This window comes from Maribacter spongiicola, from assembly GCF_004364165.1.
GTDB classification, from domain to species: domain Bacteria; phylum Bacteroidota; class Bacteroidia; order Flavobacteriales; family Flavobacteriaceae; genus Maribacter; species Maribacter spongiicola.
In genome coordinates, this window is sequence record NZ_SOAY01000011.1 from 104142 (window position 1) to 126495 (window position 22354).

The following is a 22354-nucleotide window of genomic DNA, read 5'->3' on the forward strand; positions in this document are numbered from 1 at the left end:
AATAGATGCTGTCATGAATTACTAATTATGATTACGACTCCATCATAAAATACGGTGTCTAATTTTTTATGTTTTGCTTAAAAAAAAGCAGGACATTGAAAAATGTCCTGCTTTTAAACAATAATAATCCTATTGATTAGAATCCATCATTTTGTTGTAAAATTCCACCACTTAAATCGATAGCAGTTAAAGGAATAGGCAATAAGTTATGTTTTGCTTCAACAGTTTTAGCCTTGGTGCCAAAGTTAGGTATTGTACGGCTTTCATTTGCAATGTATTCATTCATTACACTTGGAGCATTACCCCATCTTCTAAGGTCGAATAAACGGTGACCTTCCATACTTAGCTCCAAACGGCGTTCATGACGTACTGCTTTTATAGCAAAGTCTTGACTTGCAAAAGAAGTATAAGGTTCAATGACATAATTGGCTGCGTCTGCATCACCAGCTTCATTTTGAATGTAAGTCATATTTTTAGCTCTGTTACGAACTAAATTTACCCATGTTAACGCAGAAGCTAAATCATTGGTTTCAGCAGCAGCTTCAGCACCCATTAATAATACATCTGCAAAGCGGATGATATGGTAGTTTATACCTGCATGTTGTTGACCCCATGCGCCAGTACCTTGATTATCGGTATCACCAGATTGGTACACGTTCTTAGCTGGTAAATAAGGACCGGAAATATCTGCGAACGTTGCACGAATCCAAGAGTGACCAGGGAAAGTACCATAGCGGTTATAGTCAATACCTCTTCTACCAACAGTGTAATCTAATCTAGGGTCTAAAGGACCTGTATGCGGTGTAAATGCATCAGCATCTTCTAGTCCGTAATCGTTTGCTACATCAGAATCATTGAAGGTGTCCAATAATGGTAGCCCTGTAGCATCTGTTTGAAATGCATTAACTAAATCTTGAGTTGGTTGGTAAAAACCACAGCATGATCCAAATGGACCTGGGTTTGGGAAGTTTAATACACCACCAATATTTCCATTATACGATACTGCATCATCTGCAGTAAATTGAATTGCAAAAATAGCTTCAGAACTATTTTCTCCTGTGCTTTCCCAATTCGCTATGAATTCAGGATTTAAAGAATATGGACCGTCATTGATTACTTCTTCGAATAAATCAAAAGCAGCAGCCCATTCAGATTGTTGTAAATGAACTTTCCCTAAATAAGCTTTAGCAGCCCATGAGGTTGGTCGACCTGATTGCGCTTGAGAAGCTGGCAGGTTATCAATTGCAAACTGAAAATCAGCCTCTATTTGATCCCAAATAGGACCAGGGTTTGGCTGGTTAAATTCTGTGTTTGCATAATTTTCTTCAGAAATGTAAGGTACATTTCCGTAGATTCTTTGCAGTTCAAAATTAAAATGGCCACGTAAAAAACGAGCTTCTGCAAGTTTTCCAGTTAAATCTGCATCTTCTATAGTTGCTATTAAGGCAATAACTGCATTGGCACGGTTTACTCCTGCAAAAGTAGAAGACCACTTTCCAAGAATATAAGGGTTACCGGTTGTCCAATTGTAAGTTTCCATTTCAAAAAGTTCAGCTTGATCACCATCAGTACTTCCTTTATGTGCATCATCTGCTAAAACATCAAACCACCAGTTGTCTCCACTTGCAGCAAATTCATTACCAGCTCTATTGAGACGAATACCATCTAATGTGGAATAGGCACCTACAAGCAATAATTCTACGCCTGCTTCATTTTGAACCGCGGCATCACTAAGTGCACCAATTGCTGGTTGCTCTGTAAAGTCATCGCTACATGCACTTATAGCAATAAATAATGTGAGTAAGTAAATTAAATTCTTTTTCATTTTTTTTACAATTTTAAATTAAATCCAAGTGTAAATATTCTAGATTGAGGAACAACCTGACTGTCTACACCCAATGTTAAATTATTACCAGTTACTGAGGAGATGATTTCTGGATCAAAACCTTCATAACCTGTAATAGTAAGTATGTTAGTACCTTGTATATAAACTCTGAATGAGTCTAATCCAATTTTATCAGCTACTTTATCAGGGAAAGCATAGCCTAATTGAATGTTTTTAAGACGTAAGTAAGAACCATCTTCAACAAAGTATGAATTTGGTTGCGTTTCACTGTTTTGTATAGAGTTACTTAGTGCAGGCAGGGTAGCATTAGTATTTGTTGGTGTCCAAGAATCCAATACTCTTACACTACGATTACCATCAACAAAAGTTGGGAAATCTGTAAATATTTTAGTGTAGTTGTAAATGTCGTTTCCTTGAGATCCTTGTAAGAACAATGATAAGTCGAATGCTTGGTAGCCTAAATTAAAGTTTACACCATAGGTAAAATCTGGGTGAGGAGAACCAATAAAGGTTCTGTCATTATCATCAATTACAGTATCACCATTAACATCTCTATATTCAAATCTACCTGCATCTGTAAACCCGATTACTTCTCTACCATAAAAAGAGGAAATAGGTTGGCCCACTTGTGTTCTTGAAACAGCACCGCCACGGAAGCTTTCATCACCCACTTGAAATTCACTAATTAAGGATGTTACCTCATTTTTGTAGTGAGAGAAGTTAATGTCAAAACCATATTTAAGACCATTGGTAGTTTCATCTTTGTAACGTAGGTTAATATCAAAACCTGTATTTTCAACATTACCTAGGTTTACATAAGGTGCACCAGCATCAATAGCGGTTGTACTAATTAAGCTGTTGTCTTGCGTAATTAAATCTTTGGTTTTGATGTTGAACCATTCAAAATCTAAATTTAATTTATCATTAAAAAAACCTAATTCAATACCAGCGTTAATAGCTTCACTAGTTTCCCATCTTAAATTAGGGTTACCTACAGAAGATAAAATTGCGCCTGTTGCTATAGAACTTCCATCAATAGCATAATTACCAAGACTTTCGCTAAGGCTAGAAATATTTATAGTAGGGTTGCTAGCTGGTAACGATTGGTTACCCAATTGACCCCAAGATCCTTTTAATTTAAACCAGCTTAATGCAGAATCTGAGGAAATAAAATCTTCTTTGCTAACTACCCAACCAGCACTAATTGATGGGAAGGTATCGCTTTTGTTATCTCCAGCAAAACGTGAAGAGGTATCATTACGTAAAGTACCTGTAACGAAATACTTGTCACCATAAGAATATGTAGCTGAACCAAACAACGAATAAAGTGAGGTTGCAGAATCAAAAGCTTCATTTACTAATGGAATTCCACTACCATTATTTAATAAGTAAAAATCTGGAGTTTCAAATAAGAAACCAGTACGACTAACTACTTTTCCTTTTATACCATCTTTAACAGATTCAATACCTGCTAAGGCATCAATCTTACTGTTATTAAATGTTTTTTTGTAGTTTAAAGTATTCGTAAAAGTCCAAGAATAACCATCTTGGTTGCGCTCTGTTAGTGCATTTGTACCTAATGGCTCACTATGCTCTGGATCTAATGCTAGAAAGCCACGTGTATTAAATGAATTTAATGTTCCACCAAAAGTTGTTTTAAAGGTTAGATTATTCAAAATCTCTGCAGACATGTAAACATCTCCTAAAATTCTAATCGTTTTATTGAAATTATCACTTTGTCTACTTAATTGCGCTAATGGACTTCTAGAGTTACCTGTGCCTTGTGCACCGGTGCCCGCAAATCTTCCTTCATCATCATATAAAGGTATTAATGGGCTGCTTCTAACAGCTTCTTCATATTGAGCGCCTCCGCCACCTTTAGAATTTGAATATGCGGTACTAAAGTGTTCACCAATCCTTATTTTATCGCCAATTTTAAATTCAGAGTTTAAACGAATTTGTCCAATTTTATAATCAGTCTCCAATAAGTTACCTGGGTTGTTCAAGAAGTTTGCAGAAAGATTGTATTTACTGTTTTCTTCGCCATTTGCTACAGAAAAAGCTACACTTTGTATAATTGCAGTTCTAGTAATTGCATCAATCCAATCTGTACCATTAGGATTAACAGTTGCAGAAGCTGGACCTCTTGTGATAGGGTCATAAGAAACTACTCTCGTGTAACCATTTAATGAAGAAGGGACTACTGCAGATGATCCATTCCCGTATTGTGGATGATCAAAAGCAGTGCCATCATTAGCAGAACTTTGAAACAATACATCTCCTAACTGTTGTGCATTTAAAAACTCTGGAGTATTTGCTACTGTAGAAACACCTGTATATGTATCAACAGAAACAATTGGTTTATCCATGTTGTAACCACCACCTTTAGTTGTAATAATTACTACCCCGTTAGATGCTCTTGCTCCATAAATAGCAGCAGCACCATCTTTTAAAACGTTCATTTGGTCAATGTCGTTCGGGTTAATACTGTTCAAAACAAATGGGTCATCTGTTTGTAGACCATCTATAATAAACAAAGGATTGGTATTGTTACTTGTACCAAAACCACGAATGTTGATTTTTGGTGGACTACCTGGTGTTGCATTTTGTACTACAGTTACACCACTTACACGACCTTGTAATGCTGAGGCGGCGTTTACAACTGGTGCTTTTGTTGCCTCTGACACATCTACAGATGCTACAGAACCTGTTAAGTCACCTCTTGTTTGAGTAGAGTAACCTAATACAATAACTTCATCTAAAGCTGCAGCATCTTCAGCTAAAGTTGCATTAACAGTAGATTGACCATTTACTGCGATTTGTGTACTTTTAAATCCTATATAGCTAAATACTAATGTAGCACCATCAGATACATTTAAGCTATAGTTACCATCGAAATCTGTTTGTGTACCATTAGTAGTTCCTTTTTCTACGACGTTGGCACCAGGTAATGGTTGGCCAGTGTCATCAAGAACGGTTCCTGTAATTGTAGATTGAAGCGTTTTTACTTCAACTTCGTTTGAAGTACTTGTGTTTTCATTTGCTTGAGCCAATTGGGCACTTAAGCAAACAAGCATTGATAAAACTCCAGTCTTAATAAAGGAAGACCTTTTTCTGGATTTCATCAACGTGTAATCACGTTTTTGATTCATAATCGTTGTTGTTTGTTAGTTTAAATAAATCGTGTAGAATTTGACTTTTTAAAATTGTTTGTTGCAATGTTTAAATGTTAAAAAAATCAAAATCTGGTATAATAATAGCAATTTTACTTCAATTACCGATATTTCACTTCTAAAATTTTATGGGTACCGTAAAATCATTATGGCTTATTGTTATTGTAATAATCTGTATTAATAGGCGTAATTATTGAGTTATCAGCAATTTAGCACTTGTGAAATTTGGAATTTAACACGTTAAAATTTTAACATTTTCATTTTAAAATGTAAGTAAAAATTCACTTTAATATGTAAATTACAACGTTGTAGTTTTGCAATCATAGCTATTTTCATATGGTGTAAAATGCTATGAAATTGAAGTTATTTTTTACTTCTAAGGATCTTGAAAAATCTGTAAACACGAAATTATGATTAAATTTTCTTCTATATCTGTAGTGCAAAAAAGATATATTTCACCGCCATCTTTAATTCCTAATTTTTTTCTGATTTTAATCACCGAATCTGGGAAGTTTCTTGTAGTGATATTTGCCTTAATGATACCTTCTTTTTTCAATATTTTTTTAGAATAATCATAAACACCCTCTACCTTGAATATTCGACCAGGGAAAGTAAATAATTGATCTGAGGAATATAAATGAGAATTGGAATGTAGTTTTCTAAGGTCGAAATGCTCGCTTAATAATTTAAACGCTCCAGATTTTAACAGTGCTGCGTTTGGTTCGTAAATATAATTAAGCGGCTTAGAATAGTACGATGCACTATTCTGTTCTTCGGTCAAGTAGAATTGAAATTCTTGAACCGAATCTGTTTTATGGTTAAGGGTTTTAATCAATGGTTCATTTTTAAAATCTTTCTCAATCAACCATAGAATTTCTTTTACATCGTTATTTACGGCTACAATATGTATTTCTTTTACATGTGTCAATTCTTTCAATCCGCTTTTAAGGTCGAGTAACGGACCAGTTTTAATTAATATATTCGATGATTTCTCTAATAAAAGTTCCATGTTCGTAATAACATTAGGCTCGCAGTCAGATAAATAATAAACTTTTTTATTATCCTTATCTCTTCTAGATGGGTCAATGTAGATCCATTCAATAGGGGTGTTAGCTTCTTTTAAGTATTCTAATCCATCAGTCGCAAGACATTCTATATTGGCAGCGTTTAGTTGTTTAAAGTTATGCTGTGCAATTTTTGATAACTCCTTATTTTTATCCAAATGGACAACATGGTTCATTTTTTTGCTAAAGGCAAAAGAGTCTACACCGAACCCAGCAGTTAGATCAATAATCGTAGTACCATGAACTAATGTGGTTTTATAGTTCGCTGTAATTTCTGAAGATGTTTGCGAAAGATTTAATTTGTTAGGGTAGTAGATGTTAGCTGCGTTAAACCAAGTGGGTAATTTTGTTTTTGCTTTTAATTTCGATTCTATTTGCTCAACTAGTTCTCTCGAAGAAACCTCAGGAAATTTTGATTTAGATAAAAGGATTTTATGAATATCAGTGTTTAAATTATCATTGATAAACTGCTGTACTTCGTAAGCTAGTATTTCAGAATTCACGAATGCTTAAAGATTATGGGTCAAAGATTTTACAATTTGATTGTCAGAAAGAAACTCTTTCAGAATAACCTTAATAGCCGTGTAACCTGGTACCGCAACTATCATACCTACGGTGCCGAATAATAACCCTGCAATAATAATTACCAAGAAAATCTCTAACGGGTGAGATTTTACACTATTAGAAAATATAAATGGCTGAGAGAAAAAGTTGTCTACCAGTTGACCTATTAATAGCCCCAAAAATACATATCCTGTTTTTGGTAATATTACCTCACTAAAATCTGAACCTAAATTACTTGTCATGGTCAATGTCAACATAATTACTCCGCCAATTATGGGGCCTATATATGGTATAATATTAAATAGAGCGCAAAGAAATGCTATTACCACTGCGTTTTCAATGCCAACTATTAACAAGACTATGGTGTAAATAACGAACAGAATGAATATTTGAAGTAATAGACCAACAAAGTATCTTGAAAGTAATCCGTTAATTTTACCTATCGAATTTGTTGTGCCTTTCTTTTTGTCTACGGGGACGAATATCAATAAACCATGCTCAAATAATTTGCTATCCTTTAAAAAGAAAAAGGAAATGAAAAGTACCGAAAACAGTCCAATACTTGCAGTGCTTAATACATTTAAGAAAGAATTTAAAAAGTTGGGAATAAACCCTATATCTAACCCCTGTAGTATGTTCTTCTCTAAACCGGCATCGTCAATGACATCTTCAACTATATGCGAAGAAAGGCCTAGGTAATTGGTGATTTGATGGTAAAGTGTATTTAAGCTTGTCTGTAAGTCATCAATATTAAGTAACGACAAATTTTTGCCTTGCTCTGAAATTAATGGTATAAAAAGGGCAACGATACCTACCAAAACACCGACCATTAATAGCATGGTGATAATTACAGCTAAAATATTCGGTAATTTAATTTTTCTTAAAAAACGAACCAATGGGCTGCCAATTAATGCTGTAACAGCTGCTATTGCCAAATAGGCGATTACAGATTGTATGGTGTAAAGAAAATAAAGTAAAAGTGCGATACCTACTATTACACCTATGGCTCTTAGTATACCTTGCGAAATGGTTTTTGAGGTCATTGATTAATTTTTAAAGACATAAGTTATAATATTAGCTCCCATTTGTAATGCTTTTTCTCTAACCTCTGGGGTATCATTATGTACAGTTGGGTCTTCCCAACCATCACCTAAATCAGATTCTGAGGTAAATAGTAAAATAATTCTATTATCGTTCACAATGGCAAATGCTTGAGGTCGCTGTCCGTCATGTTCGTGTATTTTTGGTAATCCCTTTGGAAAAGTATACGCATTCGAAAAAATAGGATGATCAGCGCCTAGTTCTTCTAATGCGGTATCTGGAAAAAGTCTTTTTATCTCTCGCGTTATATATGGTTTCATGCCATAATTGTCATCAATATGTAAAAAACCACCTGATAATAAATAATTTCTTAAGTTCTCTAGTTCCTCATCTGAAAAAACCACATTACCATGACCTGTCATATGTAAAAAAGGATATTGAAATATAGAGCTGCTGCCAACTTCAACTGTTTCTGGCTTGTTATTTAGGGCTGTATCAATGTTATTGTTGCAGTACTTTATTAAGTTCGGTAGGGCAGTGGGGTTTGCATACCAATCGCCACCACCTTGATATTTTAAGATGGCTATTTCTTGAGCATAGACGGACAAACTAGAAAAGGATATAAAAAAGAGGTAAGCAGAAAGGATTATTTTCATATTCAAATCTACAAAAATCGATTGTGATAAAATGAAGGGATAATTTTTTACGGTTATAATTATCCGTTATTGATAGAGGCTACAATAGTACAGGCTACAATTGCTGCTGTTTCGGTTCTTAATCTTGTTTTACCCATAGCAACCGGTGCATAGCCATTATCCATCGCCTTTCTAATTTCTTCTGGAGAAAAATCACCTTCAGGACCAATTAATATGGTGACATCTTTATCTGCGGCAACTCTTCTTTTTAGCTCGTGACGTTCACTCTCTTCGCAATGTGCAATAAATTGTAGGCCCGATACGGGTTGATCTAGAAATTCCTTTAAAGTTATTGGTTCGTTTAGTTTGGGTAAGAATGTCTGCAAAGATTGCTTAATTGCAGATTCTAAAACTCTGTACATTCGGTCTAACTTTATTACTTTACGTTCAGAGCGATCACAGATTATAGGTGTAATTTCATCTACGCCTATTTCTGTAGCCTTTTCTAAAAACCACTCAAAACGATCATTCATTTTGGTAGGTGCAACCGCCATATGTAACCAATGCGATTTTGGATGTGTTTTTTTAGATGAGATTAGCTCAACAGCACATTTTTTTATATTATCATCAACTATTTTAGCTTCAAATAAAATGCCTTCGCCATTGGTGATCCATAATTCATCACCGGTCTTTTTTCTGAGCACTTTTATGATATGCTTGCTTTCATTGCTATCAAAAGTAAAAGCGGTGTCTTCAGATTTTATATTTGGATTGTAAAAAAGTTGCATTTGTACTTTGTTTGAATTAAGATATTACATACCTAGCTTTTGCCGTTACATTTTGTTGAGAGAATTGCTCGTTCTTGTATTTATAATAGCCAACAATACCTATCATGGCGGCATTATCTGTACAATATTCAAATTTGGGTATATAGGTTTTCCACCCGTATTTGGTTTGTGCTTCGGTCAAAATTTTTCGAATACCTGAATTTGCCGACACTCCGCCACCAATAGCAATTTCTTTTATACCGGTTTGCTTTACTGCTTTTTTTAGCTTTTTCATCAAAATCGTAATAATAGTATACTGTATTGATGCGCAGATATCTTCTAAGTTGTTCTTAATAAAATCTGGATTCTCTTTCGTTTGTCGCTGAATGAAATAGAGTATGTTCGTTTTTAATCCGCTGAAACTAAAATCTAAATCTTTTACGTTCGGTATAGTAAATTCAAATTTATGAGGATCACCGGTTGCAGCATATTTGTCAATTAAAGGTCCGCCAGGGTAGGGCAGACCTAAAATTTTAGCACTCTTATCAAATGCTTCCCCTACGGCATCATCTAAAGTTTGTCCAATGATTTTCATATCAAAGTAATCGTTCACTTGAACAATCTGCGTATGACCGCCACTTATGGTCAGTGCTAAAAACGGAAATGAAGGTGCTTTCATAGTTTCCTCATCAATAAAATGAGCTAAAATATGGGCTTTCATGTGGTTAACTTCGATAAGTGGAATTTGTAAACCTAATGATAAGGATTTTGCAAACGAGGTACCTACAAGTAAAGAACCCATTAGTCCAGGTCCGCGTGTAAATGCTATGGCTGATAATTGTTTTTTATCGATATTTGCTTTGGCTATGGCCTGATGAACAACTGGGACGATATTTTGTTGATGCGCTCTTGATGCAAGTTCGGGTACAACCCCACCATATTCGTTATGAATTGCCTGGGTTGCCACAACATTACTGAGCACTTTATCGTTCATCAAAACTGCCGCAGAAGTGTCATCACAAGAAGATTCTATTGCAAGTATATAAATTGTTTCGTGATCCAACATATTTGGAATAAAATTTGAATAACAAAGGTAAAACATAAAGACCTATCAAAAAACTGAGAAAAATATTGGTTAGAACATTTTTAGTGCTTTTGCTGATATGTGTTTTGGGTACCATCATTTTTTCCCTGCCAGTGGTTCAGACCTTACTGGCACAGTTTGCTACGAAAAAAATTAACAATGAATATGGCACACATATTAATATTGAACGCCTAAAAATTTCATTGATTTCTTGGAATACATCTCTTGAAGGTGTCTTTATCGAAGACTACAAACAAGATACTTTATTTTATATTAATGAGTTAAAAACTTCTATCTTAAGTTTAAATAATTTAGCTCAGGGTAATTTAGAGTTTGGCGACATTTCTGTCGATGAGCTAAACTTTAATCTTAAAACCTATTTCGGCGAAAATAATACCAATCTTGAGGTTTTTGTCGATAAACTTGATGATGGTAAACCAAGGGAGCCGGGCACGCCGCCTTTTAGGCTTTCTTCATCTAATATTGACATTGTAAAAAGTAAGTTTAAATACATTGATCAAAATTTAGAGAATACGACCGTTTTAAATTTTGATAGCCTTAATATTAGTGCTGGTGATTTTTTAATTCTTGGACCCGAGGTTTCTACCGATATTCAAGAAATGTCTTTTTTCAGTAGTAAAGGTTTAAAAGTAGATAGGTTGGCAACCAATTTTAAATATACGAAGCAGCAAATGCGCTTCGATTCTTTGAAGATAAAAACGCCACTTTCTGCTATAGATGGTAATTTGGTATTTAATTATAACCGCGAAGATTTCGCCGACTTCTTGAATAAAGTAAATGTTGTTGCAGAATTTAAAGAGTCTAAAGTTGCTTTTGATGAAATTAACTTGCTGTATAATGAATTTGGCAAGGGTAAGGAAGTGACTTTTAATGCTAATGTCAACGGAGTATTAAATGATCTGAACACCGATAATCTATTTTTATTTTCTGATGATACAGGTATTCGTGGCGATTTCAATTTTAAAAATTTATTCAGTAAGCAAAAACCATTTAGTTTAAACGCTCAAATGAAGAATGTAACGAGCAGTTACTACCAATTAAATGCCTTATTGCCTAATTTAATTGGAAATTCGTTACCGTCTACCTTTAGTAAATTAGGGCAGTTTACTATAAGGGGAAATGCCTTTATTACGAATTCATCTATAGATACCAAGGTCAATTTAAATACTGCCGTGGGTAGTAGCTATGTTGATATTGTCTTAAGTGATTTTAATAACATCGATAATGCAACTTATAAAGGGTTTATCTCTTTGATCGATTTTGATTTAGGCGATTTTGCCGAAAATAAAAATTTAGGAAAAACAACATTAGATTTTAATGTGGAGGGTAAGGGTTTTGTAAAAGAGAAATTGAATACCGAGGTCATTGGGCAGATATATTCTATTGAATTTAACAATTATAATTATCAAGATTTAAGGGTGTCGGGAATAATTAAAGATCAGTTGTTCGATGGTTCTTTAATTAGTAACGACGAGAATTTTAAATTTGATTTTAAGGGTCTTGCGAATGTAGCTGAGACTAGAAATAATTTCAATTTTATCGCATCTGTAGATTATGCCGATCTTAAGAAATTGAATATCATAAATGATAGTGTTTCTGTTTTTAAAGGAAATGTTAGTATGGATATTACGGGTAACACATTAGATAATATCATTGGTGATGTCAATTTCACCCAAACAAGCTATCAAAACGTAAATGACACGTATTATTTTGAAGATTTTGAGGTGACCTCAAGTTTTGATAAAGACCAGAATCGAACCATAAATATAAATTCGCCAGATATTATTACAGGCTTTATGAAAGGTAATTTTAAGGTGCGAGAATTGGGTAAACTTGTGCAAAACTCATTGGGTAGTATTTATACAAACTATAGACCTTTTCAAATTTCTGACGGACAGAATCTTTCTTTCAATTTTAAAATTTATAATAAAATTGTAGATGTGTTTTTTCCAGAGGTGCGTTTCGATCCCAACACTTTCATAAAAGGTAATATTGTTGCAGATGAAGGTGATTTTAAATTGAATTTTGAGTCACCAAGTATAGAGGCTTTCGGTACCGCTGCAGAAAATATAGAAGTTAGAATCGATAATAAGAATCCGCTGTTCAATACATTCGTTTCTGTAGGTGAGCTAGATACCCCTTATTATAATTTTAAAGATTTTAACCTGATCAACACCACATTAAAAGATACGCTGTTTTTTAGGTCTGAGTTTAAAGGTGGTAGTGATTTTAACGATTCTTATAACCTGAATTTTTACCACACTTTTAATAAGGACAATAAGTCGGTTATTGGTCTTAAAACATCCGATGTCAATTTTAAAGGCAATAAATGGGTTTTGAACAAAGATGGCGACTCTAAAAACAAGGTCATCTTAAATAGAGCGCTTGATAGTATTACAATTCAAGAAATTGTAATGAATAATGAAGAAAAAGAACAAATTAGGTTAAAAGGTCAGCTGGCAGATTCTACATACAAGGATCTTCAGCTTCAATTTAAAATAGTATCCTTAGATAAGATTACACCAGTTATTGACAGTCTTAAATTGCAAGGCGAAGTTAACGGCACCTTAAATGTTTTACAGAAAGATGGCATTTATCTGCCATCTTCGAATCTGAATATTGATAATTTCGGAATCAATGATATTCCTCTTGGTGACCTGGTGATCAATATTATTGGTAATAAAGATTTATCTGAGTTTCAAGTCAATTCTCAATTATTAGATAATAAAGTCGAAAAATTTAGTGTCGTAGGTAGCATTGATAATAAAGGTGATATCCCAAAAGCAAATCTCATTGCTAACTTTAATAATTTCGGATTAGAACCGTTTAGTCCGCTTGGTGAAGGTGTAATCGATAATATACGAGGTGATATCGATGGTAGGGTCAAGATTGAAGGTAATGTAGATAACCCCATTTTCAACGGACTATTAACTTTAGATAATGCTGGTATTGCTGTACCTTATTTAAATGTTGATTATAGTTTTGCGCCACGATCAAGAGTGTTGCTTAAAAATCAGACTTTTGATTTTGATAATATAGCATTAGAAGATGTTGCAAAAAGTACCAGAGCAAATTTGGATGGTACCATTACCCATAGTTTCTTTAAAGATTGGGTGTTAGATTTAAATGTCGATACTAAAAACGACAGATTCTTAATTCTAAATACTGAATTTAAAGAAGGTGATTTATATTATGGTACAGGGTATTTAAATGGAACAGGGCGAATTTTTGGACCTACAACTGCTCTTAATGTCACCGTAGACGGGGCTACGGCAAAAGGTACTTCGTTGAAGATTCCTTTAAGCGATGTAGCTAGTGTAGGCGATTATTCGTTCATCAATTTTATAGAGAAAAACGATAAAAAAAGATTAGAAAGTCAGCGTCAATTAAAAGATTATCAGGGGCTAGAGCTAGAATTTAACTTAGATGTTACGCCTGATGCCGAGATTGAAATCGTCACAGATACCAAAACAGGAAGCTCTTTAAAAGGTACGGGTGTTGGTATTATTTTAATACAGATCAATACCAATGGTAAATTTGAAATGTATGGTGATTATGTTGTGGTGACCGGAGAGTTTAATTATAAGTTTGGCGGTATAATCGACAAAAAATTTAATGTGGAACCTGGTGGAACCATCAACTGGGATCAAAAACCATTAGAGGCGATTTTAAACATGGAGGCAGTTTATTCGTTAAATGCAAACCCTGCACCTTTACTTGATGATGCCGGATTTACACGTAGAATACCTACAGACGTTATTATCAGTTTAACGGGGCAGCTTCAAAAACCAGATATAGATTTCGGTATCGATTTTCCGGGTACGAGCTCAATTGTTAAGTCTGAATTGGAATATCGTCTACAAGATCCAACGGTGGAAGAGAAGAATGCCATATTCTTATTGGCACAGGGTACTTTTGTTAATTCTCAAAGTGGTATTAATCAGCAAGCCATAACCGGTAACTTAGTGCAAAGTGCCTCAAGTATTTTAAACTCGATTCTAAGTGGCGGCAATGATAAATTTAATTTAGGGCTATCTTATGAGCAAGGTATATTAGATAGGTCATCAGATATAGAAACCGATGATCGCATTGGTGTAACGGTATCTACTCAGATATCAGATAGAATATTATTTAATGGCAAGGTAGGTGTTCCGGTCGGTGCATCTAGTGAAACTTTGGTAGCAGGCGATTTTGAGATACAGGTATTATTAAATGAACAGGGTACATTAAGTGCCAATTTCTTTAGTAGACAAAGCGAAATTCAGGCTTATTTATCTGATCAGCAAGGTTCAACCCAAGGGGCTGGTTTATCATATGAGGTAGACTTTAATAATTTCAAAGAACTCTTTCAGAAAATTCTGGCAACTAAGCCACTTAAGAAAGAAGAACCTGTAAAAGAAACTGAAACCCCATCTTCTGTCATGGGTAATGATAGTTTAATTCGTTTTTACGATAAACCAAAATCATTAAATCGGTAAGCAATCTAATGCATTATAGTAATTAAATAACAAATTTTAAGAATAAGACTAGTAATATGCTATTGCGAAATCCTTTTCGTTGATTTTTTCTTAAAATGCGACTGATCTCTATTCTCTTTTTGCATAAGATTTCTTACTTTCGTTGGCTTAAATTGTTCAATGTCTTCAGAAATAAAAAAAATAGCGGTACTGACTTCAGGGGGTGATTCTCCGGGTATGAATGCAGCAATAAGATCAGTTGTTCGTACTTGTGCATACTTGAAGGTAGATTGTGTAGGAATCTACAGAGGGTACCAAGGTATGATAGAGGGAGATTTTAAATCTATGGATGCCCGTAGTGTAAATAATATCATCAATAAAGGTGGTACTATACTAAAGTCTGCCCGTTGCGATGATTTTAGAACCCCAGAAGGTAGAAAATTAGCGCACGAGAATTTACTTAAAGCCGGTATAGATGCATTTGTAGTTATTGGAGGTGACGGTAGTTTTACAGGTGCCATGATTTTTAATAGAGAATATAATTTTCCTGTTATTGGTATACCAGGTACTATAGATAACGATATTTTCGGTACAACATTTACATTAGGTTTTGACACTGCCTTAAATACCGTGGTAGAATGTATTGATAAAATTAGGGATACGGCCAGTTCGCATAACAGACTTTTCTTCGTTGAAGTAATGGGTAGAGATGTTGGGCACATTGCGTTGAATGCAGGTGTAGGTGCTGGTGCAGAAGAAATTCTAATTCCTGAAGAGAATTTAGGTTTAGATAGATTGCTGGAGTCTTTGAAAAGAAGTAAAGAATCTGGTAAATCTTCGAGTATTGTAATTGTTGCAGAAGGTGATAAGTCTGGTAAAAACGTATTCGAATTAAAAGAATATGTTGAAGAGCATTTACCAATTTATGATGTTCGTGTATCTGTTTTAGGACATATGCAAAGAGGTGGTTCGCCATCTTGTTATGATCGTGTTCTTGCAAGTAGAATGGGAGTTAAGGCTGTAGAGGCTTTGTTAGAAGGTAAGACAAACCTTATGGTGGGCATACAAGATAACAAACTTACATTAACGCCTATCAACAAGGCGATTAAAGGGCATACAAAAATTGATAAGGAGCTCATAAGAGTTTCAGAAATAATGACCACATAATATTAAATAATAAAAATAGAGAAAATGTCAAATTTGAAAATAGGAATAAACGGATTCGGTAGAATAGGTAGATTGGTCTTCAGAACTACAATTAAGCGTGGTGATGTAGATGTAGTAGCTATCAACGATTTATTAGATGTTGAGCACTTAGCTTATTTGTTGAAGTATGATTCGGTTCACGGAAAATTCGACGGAACTGTTGATGTAAAAGATGGTCACTTAATCGTAAATGGTAAAACTGTACGTATTACTGCAGAGAGAGATCCTAAGAATTGTAAGTGGGATGAAGTAGGTGCTGATACGGTTGCTGAATGTACTGGTATTTTTACAACTTTAGAAACTGCTCAATACCATATTGATGGTGGTACTAAAAAAGTGGTGATTTCTGCTCCTTCTAAAGATGCTCCAATGTTCGTAGTAGGTGTAAACCATAAAGATGTTAAAACAACTGATACTATTGTTTCTAACGCATCTTGTACTACAAACTGTTTAGCTCCTTTAGCTAAAGTTGTTAATGATAACTTCGGTATCGAAGAAGCTTTGATGACTACGGTTCATGCAACCACGGCAACACAAATGACTGTTGATGGTCCTTCTAGAAAAGATTGGAGAGGTGGTAGAAGTGCAATGTTGAATATTATACCTGCTTCTACAGGTGCTGCTGTTGCGGTAACTAAAGTAATACCTGAATTGAAAGGGAAACTTACTGGTATGGCTTTTAGAGTGCCAACTGCTGATGTTTCTGTAGTAGATTTAACTGTGAAAGTTAAAAAAGAAACTTCTTTAGAAGAAATTAAAAAAGCTTTTAAAGCAGCGTCAGAGGGTGAATTAAAAGGTGTGTTAGGTTATACAGAAGAGAGCGTTGTTTCTCAAGATTTTATTGGCGATTCTAGAACTAGTATTTTTGATGCAGGTGCTTGTATCGAATTAAATTCTACTTTCTTCAAGTTAATTTCTTGGTATGATAACGAAGCTGGTTTCTCCAATAAAATGGTAGACTTAATGCAGCACGTTAATACCTTATAACCTTCATTTTAGTATAACAAAGATATATCCTGAAAATGAGGCAGTTTTTCCTTATTTTCAGGTTTATTCTTTAAAGACATTCGGTATATGATTTTAATAGTAGATAGTGGCGCAACCAAGTCAGATTGGATTGCATTAGATGAAAATGGCGAACAACTTTTTTTAACGCAAACTTTGGGGTTGAGTCCAGAGGTGTTGACTAAAGATGTTATCGAAGATCGCTTAGCGAATAATTTTGAACTTTCTAAAAATAGAGAAAAGGTGAAACACCTTTATTTCTATGGTGCCGGTTGTGGTACTGATCGTATGAAGTTATTTTTAAAGGCAATCTTTAAAGATTATTTCCCAAATGCAAAAGCCGATGTAAAAGAAGATACTTATGCTGCTATATTTGCTACAACAAAAGTTGGTCATCAAGGTATCGTTTGTATTTTAGGTACAGGTTCTAACTGTAGTTATTATGATGGTAATCAGTTATTCCAAAAAGTAACTTCATTAGGGTATATACCTATGGATGATGGTAGCGGAAATTTCTTTGGTCGTAAATTAATACGCGACTATTATTTTCATAAAATGCCGTCTGATTTAGCACATAAATTTGCTGCTTCTCATGATTTAGATGCTGATGTAATTAAAGAAAACTTATACAAGCAGCCCAACCCAAATACGTACTTAGCGACCTTTGCTCGTTTTTTAATAGAGAACAAAGATCACCCGTATTCTAAAGGAGTAATTGATAAAGGCTTTCAGCAATTTATAAATAACTACGTAATGCAATTTGAATTGGCTACTAAGGTGCCAATCAATTTTGTCGGTAGTATTGCGCATTATCTAAGAGATGAATTAACTTCTGTACTGCTTAGAAATGATTTAATTGTTGGTGTTATTAGACAAAGACCTATTGAAGGTTTAGTCGATTTTCACCGCTCTAATATGTAAAATCTTATTTTACGGCGATCATAGAGATTTCAACATTTACAAACTTAGGTAAATTTGCAACTTCTACGGTTTCTCTAGCCGGTGCGGTTTCCGCATTAAAATAAGAAGCATATACTTCGTTTACTTCAGTGAACTGTTTCATGTCACTAAGAAAAATAGACGACTTCACAACATGTTCAAAGGTCATTTCAGCTTCGGTTAAAATGGCCTTTAAATTTTCCATAGACTGCTTTGTTTCTAATTTGATGTCTCCAGAAACCAATTCTCCGTTTTTAGGATTCAAAGGTATTTGACCAGAAATATATAAAGTTCCGTTACTTAAAATTGCTTGATTGTATGGTCCTATGGGTGCAGGAGCATTCTCGGTATTGATAATTTTTTTCATGTTAGCTGAAATTTAGGTGTTAGTTTTGGCTTCTATTCTCCCACTTAAGATCTTTAAGTATCGAAGAATCTATACCGATAAAGAAGTACCATCTTTTATAAGTTCCGAAGGGAGTCCAGTTAAAGCGCATGGTAAAACTTTTTAAATCTCTTTGAAAGCGTAATTGAGTTAATGTGAAGCCTTGGTTTTTAAAATCGTAACCAGAAGAGCCTCCTACAGACCAACGTGGTGCAAGTTCTATATCGCCCGAAAACATTAATGAGTGACTACTAAATTCATTTTGGCGTGCTGTATTGCTATAATTAGCAGAATACGCTAGTCTAAAATTCCAGGGTATTTTGGTCCCGAAAATAGGGTTTTCTATATCAGAGTTTTTTTCGTCTTTTCTAACAGGGTTAGAATTGAAATCATCGGCTCTACCAAAAAGATCATCGTCTCTACCGCCACTTTGCGCTACATAATCGAAAGGGTCTTCATCTTCGTCTTCATCTCTATCTTTGTCATCTTTCTTACCGAACATTTCACTGCTTATGGAATATGATACATTCGCATTTGCTCTGGTTAGCCTAAAAAGACTTCCGCCATTATCAACATTCCATGTATCTATTCTTTTTCCATTATTATCTATAGCGTAGGGGTCTAAGCCGGCAGAGAAGTTAATCGACATCTTGTTGTCAAGTATGTTAGTCCCTCCATTTATGCTTAATGGGTTAAGACGTAGAGAGTCAGATTCAAAATTATATCCCGTAGAAATATTGAAGTTGCTTAATAATGATATTTTTTTAGGTTCAATTTTAGTAGAATCCTTATCTCTTACCTTTGCTTCTAATGTATTCGCTAAAGAGAAGCTTAAGCTGTTAGATTTACCTAAAGACGGAGCTCCGTTCAGTGTTCCTTGAAAACGGCTGTACTGAACTTCAACGCCATCTTCATCAAGATATTCATCATAAAACTGTTCAAAAGATGGTGCATAGCCATAGCTTAAAGATGGTCTCAACGTATGTCTTATTGCCTGTATCTTTTTGTCTTCCCCTAAATTAAAAGTTCCGTAAAGGGTGGTACCTACACTCGCACTAAAGTTGTAGGTATTATAGCGATCAAAACCGCTTATGGTATCTCTTACGACTGACCCTGTGTCAGCATCAAAACGCTGATTGTAGGTTTCTAAAGCCCAAACATCTTCATAATTACCGCCAACACTAACACTAAAAAATTTAGCTACTTTAAAGTTCGTTGCAATAGGGATGCTGTGACTAACACCTGCACGAGCATTGTCGAACATTTTAGCAGTTAAAAAATCAGTATCGTTGGTGGTCAATCTATTTTGTGCATTTACATTATACTGAAAGTTGATATTATCAATAATTCCCTTTTTTATGCCATCTCGCTTTACAAAAGGATATATACGCTCTACACTTGCTTGAAATGTTGGTAGGGTCATAGTAATGTTATCTGTATCAGATTCAGTTGCCGTCGGTGACGTTAACTGTGAATGTGTAGCTGTTACACTCATGTTTACAGACGGATATGCTGGAAAAGTTTTTGAGTATGATATTGATGACGACAGGGTATTGTTTTGGGTATTCGGTAAATTTCGTTGTTGCAGAGAATTTCGGTAATATTCGCTACTACCTAAGTTTACAGATGCTGAAAATCGTGAATTCGGACTCGATTTTGTGTCCTGAGAGTGCGAAAATTGAATGTTGTAATTTCTAGAAAGACTGTAATCGCTGAATCCTTTTTGACTTGTAACCTGATTTTCATATCTCAGGTTTACATTTCCTCTGTACTTATATCGTTTAGTATAAATTGATGCGGTTCTAAAAGCATAACTACCATTGGTGTAAAAATCTCCAGAAAGGGTGACATCTGCATAATCACCCAAAGGAACGTAATAACCCATATCTTGTAGAAAATATCCGGTATTTGGATCATTACCGAAAGAGGGCATCAATATACCTGCGGATCTACCTTGCGAAAGCGGAAAATATGCGAAAGGCATTGCAATGGGGGTTGGTACGTCGGCAATATATAAATTACTAAAACCGGCAATTACTTTCTTTTTAGGTACAAACTTTGCCTTTCTTACCCGGATGTAATAATCTGGGTTTATGGTATCTGTTGATGTTGTTAATTTTCCTTCACTTAAAAAATAGACCGAGTCATTCTCTTTTTTGGTTATTTCTGCGTAAACCTTCATAGCATCGCTACCTAATGCTCCTGCAGCTGCTTGCTGTTCTGTTCTCGAATTCCATATAAGTGCTTTTTGAGTATCGAAATTAAAGCGAATAGAATCTGGTATAACAATATTTGTACCTTGTTTGAAGTAGGGTAGTTGCGTATAATTGCCCAAAGAATCTACCATTCTACCGGCATAAACTTCGTTCTTTATATAATCCATTATAATGACACCTGCTTTTAGTTCGGTATCTTGATAATAAATTTCTGCTTCGTTATAGAGATAAATTTTATTTTCTTTTTGACTTAGCTTTACATAATCTTTTGCCTTATATTTTATCTTGTCAAGAAGTAAAGGCGGATTCTTATTCACGGAGTCTGCGGCAATAGAATCATTTGCAATTGAGTCATTTACAGTGGTAGGTGGTAATAACGGCGCGATTATTGTATCTCTATCAACTTTAATAGTTAACGGTATAATTTTACCTTCTTGACCAATAGCAAAAAATGCACCGGCAAAAACCATGAATAGGAAAAGTAAGTAATGTTTGTTTGATTGCAAGGCTATATATCCTATTTTTGTAAAGGTTTGGCGGTCCAATGAGCCGTTATTTAAGATGTCAAACTTACATATATTTTTTAATCCCTATGTAGGGTCTTACAATAAATTTAACCATTATAAGGGCGATATAATCCCCAACACATATGAAAACAAAATTCTTAAGCATTTCATTAGTTTTAACTTCAGCGTTATTACTTCTGTCTTTTACGGCATCTGATGAAGAAATTAAATCAGATGATCCTTTTATTGTTGTTCTAGATGCAGGGCATGGTGGTCATGATCCTGGTAACTTGGGTAATGGTTATTTAGAGAAAAAAATAGCCTTGAACATTGTATTGAAGGTGGGCGAAATTCTCTCGACCAATAAAGACATAAAAGTTATTTATACGCGAAAAGATGACACGTTTATTGATCTTTATGTTAGAGGCGAGGTTGCCAATAAAGCAAATGCTGATTTGTTTGTATCTGTTCATTGCGATTCTCATACATCAGATGCACATGGGGCAGGTACATTTGTATTAGGACTTCATGCTAATAAGCAGAACTTTGAAATTGCGAAGAAAGAAAACTCCGTTATATATTTAGAGGATAATTACGAGAATAGATATGCCGATTACGATATTAATTCTCCCGAATCTGTTATTAGACTTACGATTATGCAAGAAGAATTTTTAGATCAAAGTGTGGCTTTGGCAACAATGATTCAAGAGAATTTTTCTTCTAAATTGAAAAGAACGGATAGAAAGGTAAAGCAAGCAGGTTTTATAGTTCTGCACCAAACCTTTATGCCAAGTGTTTTGGTCGAAACCGGCTTCTTGACGAATAAAGATGAGGGTGCTTATTTAAATTCTACTAAGGGTCAAAATGATATGGGCGATGCTATCGCTAAAGCGATATTGCATTATAAAGAAGGCGTACAGCCAACTGTTCGTTCTGTAGCCACTACTGTAGAGAAACCAAAGGCGCCACCTGTAAAAGAGGTGATTGTAGATAAGGTTGAAGAAAAGAAAGACGTTGTTATAGAGCCTGTCAATGAAGTGGTTTCCGAGGTAGAAAAGCCAAAAGAGATTAATACTTCACCTAAAATTGAAGAGGTAAAAGAAGTAGTAGAGGTACCAGCGGTAAAGATTAAAGAAGCAATTAACGAAAAAGAAGTTGCAGAGTCTATTGTTTTTAAAATTCAATTGATGGCTAGCAGTAAAAACGTAGCACTTAATTCTAGTAATTTTAAAGGGCTTTCAAATCTTTCTCAAGAGCCATTTAAAAACTTGTATCGTTATATGTACGGTGAAACCAGATCGTATAGAGAGGCAAAAATGATGCAGACCCAGGCTCAAGAAAAAGGGTATTCAAGTGCATATATTGTTGCTTATAAGCTAGGTGAAAGAATTCCGATTCAAGATGCGATTGACGAGGTTTCTAATTTAACACCCTAAAGTGTAAAT

Annotated in this window: 14 protein-coding genes; 5 read left to right on the plus strand and 9 right to left on the minus strand. The window is 34.7% G+C overall.

Annotated elements, in window-relative coordinates:
• Positions 1-136: 136 nt before the first annotated feature.
• From CLV90_RS08740 to tsaD, 7 genes are all read right to left on the minus strand, one after another.
• Positions 137-1825, minus strand: coding sequence for a RagB/SusD family nutrient uptake outer membrane protein (locus CLV90_RS08740; protein ID WP_133687135.1), 1689 nt, complete (start codon positions 1823-1825; stop codon positions 137-139).
• Between the two features lie 5 nt (positions 1826-1830).
• On the minus strand, positions 1831-4998 hold the full coding sequence (locus CLV90_RS08745; RefSeq protein ID WP_243835331.1) for a SusC/RagA family TonB-linked outer membrane protein: 3168 nt from the start codon (positions 4996-4998) through the stop codon (positions 1831-1833).
• A gap of 397 nt (positions 4999-5395) precedes the next feature.
• Positions 5396-6586 (minus strand): THUMP-like domain-containing protein, encoded by a 1191-nt coding sequence (locus tag CLV90_RS08750; protein ID WP_133687136.1) that lies wholly within the window; start codon positions 6584-6586, stop codon positions 5396-5398.
• 6 nt (positions 6587-6592) lie between these two features.
• Positions 6593-7690 carry an AI-2E family transporter gene (locus CLV90_RS08755; RefSeq protein WP_133687137.1) on the minus strand — a complete coding sequence of 366 codons (1098 nt, stop codon included), beginning with the start codon at positions 7688-7690 and terminating at the stop codon, positions 6593-6595.
• Positions 7691-7693: 3 nt separating this feature from the next.
• A complete protein-coding gene (locus CLV90_RS08760) occupies positions 7694-8344 on the minus strand; it encodes a DUF4159 domain-containing protein (RefSeq protein WP_133687138.1) in 651 nt (216 codons plus the stop codon).
• 59 nt (positions 8345-8403) lie between these two features.
• A complete protein-coding gene (locus CLV90_RS08765; RefSeq protein WP_133687139.1) occupies positions 8404-9111 on the minus strand; it encodes a 16S rRNA (uracil(1498)-N(3))-methyltransferase in 708 nt (235 codons plus the stop codon).
• A gap of 16 nt (positions 9112-9127) precedes the next feature.
• Positions 9128-10156 (minus strand): tRNA (adenosine(37)-N6)-threonylcarbamoyltransferase complex transferase subunit TsaD, encoded by a 1029-nt coding sequence (gene tsaD / locus CLV90_RS08770; RefSeq protein ID WP_407943377.1) that lies wholly within the window; start codon positions 10154-10156, stop codon positions 9128-9130.
• Between the two features lie 104 nt (positions 10157-10260).
• Between tsaD and CLV90_RS08775 the strand changes: the two genes are divergently transcribed.
• The 4 genes from CLV90_RS08775 to CLV90_RS08790 all read left to right on the plus strand — a co-directional run bounded on the left by CLV90_RS08775 (position 10261) and on the right by CLV90_RS08790 (position 17784).
• Positions 10261-14673 carry a translocation/assembly module TamB domain-containing protein gene (locus CLV90_RS08775; RefSeq protein WP_243835332.1) on the plus strand — a complete coding sequence of 1471 codons (4413 nt, stop codon included), beginning with the start codon at positions 10261-10263 and terminating at the stop codon, positions 14671-14673.
• A gap of 159 nt (positions 14674-14832) precedes the next feature.
• A complete protein-coding gene (pfkA, locus tag CLV90_RS08780; protein WP_133687140.1) occupies positions 14833-15819 on the plus strand; it encodes a 6-phosphofructokinase in 987 nt (328 codons plus the stop codon).
• A 24-nt stretch (positions 15820-15843) separates the two neighbouring features.
• The gene (gene gap, locus CLV90_RS08785) at positions 15844-16845 is read left to right on the plus strand and encodes a type I glyceraldehyde-3-phosphate dehydrogenase (protein ID WP_133687141.1); all 1002 of its coding nucleotides are present in this window, start codon (positions 15844-15846) and stop codon (positions 16843-16845) included.
• An 87-nt stretch (positions 16846-16932) separates the two neighbouring features.
• Positions 16933-17784, plus strand: coding sequence for an N-acetylglucosamine kinase (locus tag CLV90_RS08790; protein ID WP_133687142.1), 852 nt, complete (start codon positions 16933-16935; stop codon positions 17782-17784).
• A 4-nt stretch (positions 17785-17788) separates the two neighbouring features.
• On the opposite strand, the gene CLV90_RS08795 is transcribed toward CLV90_RS08790, so the two are convergent.
• Together CLV90_RS08795 and CLV90_RS08800 are read right to left on the minus strand one after the other, a co-directional pair.
• Positions 17789-18169, minus strand: coding sequence for a RidA family protein (locus CLV90_RS08795; RefSeq protein WP_133687143.1), 381 nt, complete (start codon positions 18167-18169; stop codon positions 17789-17791).
• 19 nt (positions 18170-18188) lie between these two features.
• Positions 18189-20873, minus strand: a complete 2685-nt coding sequence (locus CLV90_RS08800) for a putative LPS assembly protein LptD (protein ID WP_243835422.1) — start codon at positions 20871-20873, stop codon at positions 18189-18191.
• Between the two features lie 179 nt (positions 20874-21052).
• Between CLV90_RS08800 and CLV90_RS08805 the strand changes: the two genes are divergently transcribed.
• Positions 21053-22345, plus strand: a complete 1293-nt coding sequence (locus CLV90_RS08805) for an N-acetylmuramoyl-L-alanine amidase family protein (protein ID WP_133687144.1) — start codon at positions 21053-21055, stop codon at positions 22343-22345.
• The last annotated feature ends 9 nt before the right edge of the window (positions 22346-22354 follow it).